6 protein-coding genes are annotated in these 6,897 nt (G+C 60.1%); all 6 read left to right on the forward strand.

The features are described 5' to 3' along the window. Positions 1–102: 102 nt before the first annotated feature. Complete coding sequence (locus ABEL04_RS10700) at positions 103–1,440, forward strand: arylsulfotransferase family protein (RefSeq protein WP_375802383.1); 1,338 nt, start codon at positions 103–105, stop codon at positions 1,438–1,440. Between the two features lie 76 nt (positions 1,441–1,516). Further along, positions 1,517–2,854, forward strand: a complete 1,338-nt coding sequence (locus ABEL04_RS10705) for an arylsulfotransferase family protein (protein WP_375802384.1) — start codon at positions 1,517–1,519, stop codon at positions 2,852–2,854. 673 nt (positions 2,855–3,527) lie between these two features. After that, positions 3,528–4,211, forward strand: coding sequence for a DUF3047 domain-containing protein (locus ABEL04_RS10710; protein ID WP_375802385.1), 684 nt, complete (start codon positions 3,528–3,530; stop codon positions 4,209–4,211). A 1,023-nt stretch (positions 4,212–5,234) separates the two neighbouring features. Continuing rightward, positions 5,235–5,474: a hypothetical protein gene (locus tag ABEL04_RS10715; protein WP_375802386.1), complete on the forward strand. Its 240-nt coding sequence runs from the start codon at positions 5,235–5,237 to the stop codon at positions 5,472–5,474. Next, complete coding sequence (locus tag ABEL04_RS10720) at positions 5,471–5,854, forward strand: hypothetical protein (protein WP_375802387.1); 384 nt, start codon at positions 5,471–5,473, stop codon at positions 5,852–5,854. Before ABEL04_RS10715 ends, ABEL04_RS10720 begins: the two co-directional genes overlap by 4 nt. After that, a partial coding sequence (locus tag ABEL04_RS10725; protein WP_375802388.1) for a sulfotransferase occupies positions 5,851–6,897 on the forward strand: 1,047 nt, incomplete at its 3' end. The genes ABEL04_RS10720 and ABEL04_RS10725, both read left to right, overlap by 4 nt.

The following is a 6,897-nucleotide window of genomic DNA, read 5'->3' on the forward strand; positions in this document are numbered from 1 at the left end:
GAGGCCATCGCGGTCATACGGGGCCGCTACTCCGCGCAGAATGCCTGACGAAAGCGCGCTCCGATCCGCGCCGAACTGTTCTGAAAAATGACCAAACAGACAATGAGAAACGTCTCCTTTGAAAAGGTCGCCTTCGTCCTGTCTGTGGTGGTGATTGCCCTGCTTTACGGGTACTCGGCCCGCCAAAACGGATTTTTCCCGGACCAGATCATCCGGCAGGTGCAAGACGAGGCCAGCAATTTCTGGTACCGGCCCTCCCTCACCACTCGGGTCTACGACCGGCACGGCGTGCGCATTCCCGACACGAGCGCGATGCAGCCGGGCCTGACGTTTATCAACTCGCTGTGGAAGGGCTCGAAGGGGTGGTACCCCGGCTTTAAGCTGATTGACCGACACGGGGAGGCCCTCCACACGTGGCGCGTGGACCGAGGCGCTCTCTTTCCCGACTCTGTCGACCGGCGGGGCGATCCTACACAGCAGATCCTGCACGGATCGGAGCTGCTCGCCAACGGCGACGTGGTGTTTAATGTCGATTACGTAGGTACGGTGCGCATCGATGCCTGCAGTAAGATTCAGTGGCAGTTGTCACAGGGCAACCACCATTCGGTGGCACAGGCCACAGACGGCACGTTCTGGATTCCGGGTACCAGTGCGGAGAAGCGCACCAAGACCGAGAACCATCCGAACGGATTTACGGGGCTCGATGACCCAATCTGGATCGACCAACTGCTTCACGTGAGCGAGGAGGGAGACGTGCTGGAAAGGATTAGCGTCCTCGACGTGCTTTATGAAAACGATCTCCAACGGTACATCGCCAAGGCGTACGAGCCAATGGCCGAGCAGGACGAGCCGAATGCGAACGACATCACTCACCTGAACGACGTGGAGCCGCTCTCGCCGTCTATGGCCGACGAGTACCCCCTCTTCGACGCTGGCGATTTGGTCGTGTCACTGCGGAAGATCGACCTCGTGTTTGTTCTCGATCCTGAAACGGGGGTTGTCAAGTGGCACATTTCGGAGCCGTTCGTTCAGCAGCACGATCCCGACTTTATCGGAAATGGGTGGATCGGCATCTTTGACAACAACATGGATTTTGCAAAGCGGGGGCGAATGTCGGGAGGGAGTCGCATCGTGGCCGTACAGCCTCACACCGACTCGGTCGAGGTGTACTTTCCGACGCCGCGCTCGGATCCCTTTTACACAGATGCGACGGGGAAGTGGCAGCAGCTTCCGAATGGAAACATGCTCCTGGCCGAATCGAAAGCGGGGCGCGTGGTGGAGGTCGCCCCGGATGGTCGAACAGTGTGGGAGTGGATTATCGACCCCTATAACGAATCGAAGGTCTCTCGAATCTCGCAGGCGGCTCGGCACGACCTCACGCCGGAGGAGATAGCGTCTTGGCCGTGCTCCTCGGCCGATTCCCTCCGCACAACGCCGTAGCTGACTCGAAGGCAACCGGCTTCCTGTCGGGCAGAAATACACGTAGTCTCTGGGGGTCTTCAACGGAAGCGGAACGATGAATAAACTTTCCTCCGAAACGGTCGCTTTTTTTGTCTCGCTGGCCGTACTGTCGTTTGTTTACGGATATGCGAGTCGTCAAAATGGCCTGTTTCCTGATCAACTCATCCGTCAGGCTCAGCAGGAGGCTAGCAATCTCTGGTACCGGCCCTCCCTCACCACTCGGGTCTACGACCGGCACGGCGTGCGCATTCCCGACACGAGCGCGATGCAGCCGGGCCTGACGTTTATCAACTCGCTGTGGAAGGGCTCGAAGGGGTGGTACCCCGGCTTTAAGCTGATTGACCGACACGGGGAGGCCCTCCACACGTGGCGCGTGGACCGAGGCGCTCTCTTTCCCGACTCTGTCGACCGGCGGGGCGACCCGGAACACAAAATCTTACACGGTTCCCATCTGTTTCCGAATGGAGATGTCTTGTTTAACGCCGAATATGTAGGAGCGGTGCGTATCGACGCCTGTGGAGAGATCCGCTGGCGACTCCCACGGGGAAACCACCACTCCGTTGAGCGGGCTGAAGACGGAACGTTCTGGATTCCTGGTCTTAGCGAACGGGCTCGCACGAGGAGCGATCAATATCCCGATGGATTTCCGGGCCTCGACGATCCAGTGTGGCTCGACCAAATTCATCACGTGAGTGCAGAAGGGACCCTGTTGGAGAGGATTAACGTGCTCGACGTCCTTTATTCGAATGACCTGGAGCGCTACATCGTAAAGGCATGGCAGCCGCAGGCCGGAGACGATCAACCACGAGCTACCGACATCACTCATCTGAACGACGTGGAGCCGCTATCGTCGTCCATGGCGGATGAATATCCGCTCTTTGAGGCTGGCGACTTGCTGGTATCTCTCCGTAAAATCAGTCTCGTATTCGTTTTTGATCCGGCTACGAGAACGGTGAAGTGGTACACGTCGGATCCGCTCATCATGCAACACGATCCGGACTTCGTTGGCGACGGATGGATTGGCATCTTTGACAACAACCGGAATTTCTCCGATCGAGGCCGGATGCTGGGGGGGAGTCGCATCGTGGCCGTACAGCCTCGCACCGACTCCCTGGAGATTCGCTTCCCAACCCCAAGGTCGGAGCTACTTTATACCGACACGCAAGGCATGTGGCAACAGCTTCCGAACGGAAACATGTTGCTTGCGGAGGCGAAGGCCGGCCGTGTCTTGGAAGTGTCCCCCAACGGACGGACGACGTGGGAATGGATTATTGAACCATACGACAAGTTGAAAGTATCTCGGATATCTGAAGTCTCTCGGCACGACCTGACGCGGAGGACAGTGGCGTCCTGGCCGTGCTCGTCGGTCGACTCGACGCGGTCATCACCGTGACTGGTGCTCTACGAACGGCTATGCCGGAAGATGGCGCGCTCATGAATCGGGGTCGCGGCTTCCTCCTCGCCACGCCCGTCTTGCTCAACCGGCCCCTCTTCCCCGGAGCGTACTGGCATCTAGCCTCTAGGGCCGGCTCTCGATCTACCTCAGAGCCCTTCTTGGCGACTACATAGCGAAGGGGGATGTTGCCTGCTCCGGCAGAATCCAGTACCTCGTGAATGCAGTGTTCATCCAGCCACTCGACATGAGTTCCGGCTTCTGGCCGGACGTGGACATGCTCGCAATGTTGGTTGACCCGGAAAAGGTGCTTGCTATTGGAACGTTCTCCGTCAAAGGCAATGGCGCTGGGGACGGATCACGATGAGAAGTGATTCCCACGATTCGTGAGAATGTACGCAAATCACTTCCTACGAGGGCTGGGGATCCCGTGTGGGGGCGCTAGAGAAACGGACCCTGGAAGCCTACTCACGTATCGGTAGTATGGGAGATCGGTAGTATGGGAAACACCGCTTGGGACAGGGTTCTCCGTTACTTCCATATACGTCCTCGCGGCTCTCTCCTTCCAGCTATACACACCACTCCAGCTTGTCCGATGCCTCGTTTCACTGTCTTCCTGATTGCCAGTTTTTTGGTTGCCTCACCAGGTCTGGGAAAGTCGCCTTGTGACACAGTGCCGGCATCGGTCAAGTGTACGCTCCTGGAAGACTTCGAGTCGTTCTCGCCGGGGGAGCCCCCCTTCAATTGGCGCACCACCACCAATGACAACCTCATCCCCTTAACGGCGGGAAATGCGATGAGCCCGGCGCATAACTTCTACGTCCGGAAGGAGGACGACAATCAATTTGTGCAGGGATTCACGCGCGACAAATCCATCCGGCTGGTGCTTTCTCGGAAAACCACGCTGCGCTGGAACGTGACGGACAAACCATACCTGCGGTGGCGATGGCGAGCGCAGACCCTTCCGGAGGGAGCCAATGAGAAGGATAGCGATAAAAACGATACCGGCGGCGCAGTCTACGTGACGTTTGGACAAAACTGGCTGGGTTTGCCGAAGAGCATCAAGTACACGTATAGCTCGGCGCTCGAACCCGGGACGACCGTTGACTATGGCAACCTGAAGGTGCTCGTCGTGGCTTCGAAGCCTAACCAGGGCACCGGCGCCTGGATCTCACACGAGCGGAACGTGGTGGAGGACTACGAGCGCCTGTTTGGGGATAAGCCCGACAAGACCCCGCTAGCCGTGATGCTATGGAGCGATTCCAATACGATGAACTCCAGGGCTCGGGTGGACTTCGACGATATTATGGTGCTGTCGGGGCCGTCTCTCGAGCGGGAAGCAGCCTCGTCGCGATAGAAGCGCAGCGGATACCACGACGATGCTCTTCTGTCCGGCAGATGTCTCCTGTCTGTGACTGCCGAGTACGGATCGACTCAGGCCCACTTGGGGATCTGTCGATACGACTCCAACAAGCAGGGGACGCACCTCGGTGGGGTTCTACTCCAGAAAGACGAGTTCTTCTTTTCTGGAGCATCGACATAACCAGTACCAAAAAGCACCGCCCGGCAGATCCAACGCCACGGAGGCGACGCGCTGGTCCTCATATGTGTTGGCCCTCGAATGCAGCCCACCGGTTCTACGGCGACGCGAAGGCATCTTCGAAGACGCAGTCGACTGCGGATTGCCCGCTATTGATCCGAATCAGACCAGCGAGGTCGACGACGGGCACGGTCGGATCGAGGCCCGGCCGTGCTGGGCCCCAAGAGATGTCGAGTGGCTCGACGACCGGGACTGGGGCTGAACCTAAACGGCCCCACGATGGTTGAGACCCGACACAGTGAAGCCACCTTACAGAAAAAGATCCCGGCCGGGGTTGACCTGAGAGGGGACCCACTGAGTGGCGCCGCTATGTCAGCAGCCTTACACCAACGGCCCGCCGGACCTCGGTGTCGGCCCGGTTGCGCTGAATTCAATCGAGCCCGTTGTGCAAAGACAGACTAACCCCTATGTTTTAGGAGGCATACCACGCCATCGATGATTGGGAACGCGTCTCCTTCGTCAGGCTTTATCCACAGCACACGACAAAAAATTTCCCGGTCCCCAAACCCCCGGTCCCGCGGCAAAAATCCCTGCCTGGCACGTCATGCCGCACTCCGATGCGGCATCTTTTCGCTTTGAGCGGTGCCATTCTTCAAAAAGATTCCAGGTCAAGCCCGGGATGACGAAAGTAGCAGGAATCTTTGCCGCAGAATGTGAAGGCTCGTCCGGTTTTTGTCGTGTGCCATGGGCTTCATCTACTTCCACTTGCAGAAAACCACCGGAGAGTAGTTGCAATAGACGCCCTATTTTCGTACTAGACAAAAACCAATAAATTCGTATATGTCTCTACTCCATCGTGCTGTCATCACGACCATCGCAGTTGGAATCGTTTTTCTCGTAAGCCCAGACGCCGTCCATGCGTACGGCGGGCCGGGGAGCGTTATTTCCGGCATCGGGACGCTGCTGGCCGCCGCTGCCGCCGTCCTGGCGGCGCTCTTCGGGTTTGTCTGGTTCCCGCTGAAGCGGCTGTACGCCAAGCTGACGGAGGATTCCCCCGACGAAGAGGAAGAAGTGGCATGAATCTCGCCCTCGCCCTCTTCGTGGTGGTCGGATTTGCCGGGACGCTCGAGTATCTGAACCTGCCGGATCACGCTCGGGGGGTTGGCGAGCGGAGCCAGGACGCACTCGCGGTGCTGCGGAACGACGCGCTGGACGACCGCGAGAAGGAGGAGGCCCTGCAGGGCTACGCCCGGCGCCTCTTTGGCCTGCTGGGCATCCTGCTGGGAGGAAGCCTCCTTGCCCTCGGCGGCCCTCTCGCCATCGTGTGGGGGCTGGAGCGCATCGGCGTCGGCTCCTTCGGGGCCGTCCTCGGCATTCTGCAGCGCCTCGACTTTCTGGCCGCGACCATCGTCGTGGGCCTGTTGGGCTATCTGATCGTTCGACGCCTCCGCACTCCATGAACTTCGACGAGCGCTACGGCGCCCTCGACCGGCTTCTGTACCGCATCGCCTTCCGGGGCGGCACGGCCCAGCACGCGATGGCCGACGTGGAGGAGATGATGTACGAGGACGACCTTGAGTCCGTCTCGGCGGACGATCCGGTGTTCATCTCGTCGCTCCCCCGTGCCGGCACGACCATCCTCCTGAAGCTGCTCTGGAACACCGGGCATTTTGCGAGCCACACCTATCAGGACATGCCGTTCGTGCTGTGTCCGCTGCTCTGGAGTCAGTTCTCCAGTCAGTTCGCGGAAGAGGACGTGACGCGCGAGCGCACCCACGGCGATGGCCTTGAGGTGTCCGGCACGAGCCCGGAAGCCTTCGAGGACATGGTCTGGAAGCACTTCTGGCCCGACCATTACCGGGACGACCACATTCGCCCCTGGCGGGCGGACGAGCAGAACCGGGAGTTCGACGCGTTCTTCGAGACGCACATGCGCAAGGTGATCGCCGTCCGGCGGGACGAGCGGCCGGACGCGGGGCGCTACCTCTCGAAGAACAACCTCAACATCGCCCGTCTGGCGGCCCCGCCGCCCCCGCTCCGCGACGGCACGTTCCTCGTCCCGTTCCGGGATCCGGTGCAGCAGGCCGCCTCCATGTACCGCCAGCACGAGCGCTTCCTGGAGATCCATGAGGAGGACGACTTCGTGCGGGAATACATGGAGGCCATCGGGCACCACGAATTCGGCAAGGGCCTGCGTCCCGTTGACTTCGACGGCTGGCTGGAGACGGCCTCGGATCCGAGCCAACTGGCGTTCTGGGTGGAATACTGGGTCGCTGCCTACCGGCATGTTCTCCGTCAGACGGACGACTCGACGGTCCTGGTGTCCTACGCCCGGCTAACCGAGGAGCCCGCGGAGAGCCTCGCCCGGCTGGCCGAGACGCTGGGCCTCCCGACTTCCGACCTCACGGCGCAGGCCGAGCAGTTGCGCCCGCCGCGCACGCACTCGGTGGAGACGGAGCAACTGCCGGACGCTCTCCGTCGGGAGGCGACGGAGACGTACCGG

The organism is Salinibacter sp. (genome assembly GCF_042218895.1).
Lineage (GTDB): Bacteria > Bacteroidota > Rhodothermia > Rhodothermales > Salinibacteraceae > Salinibacter.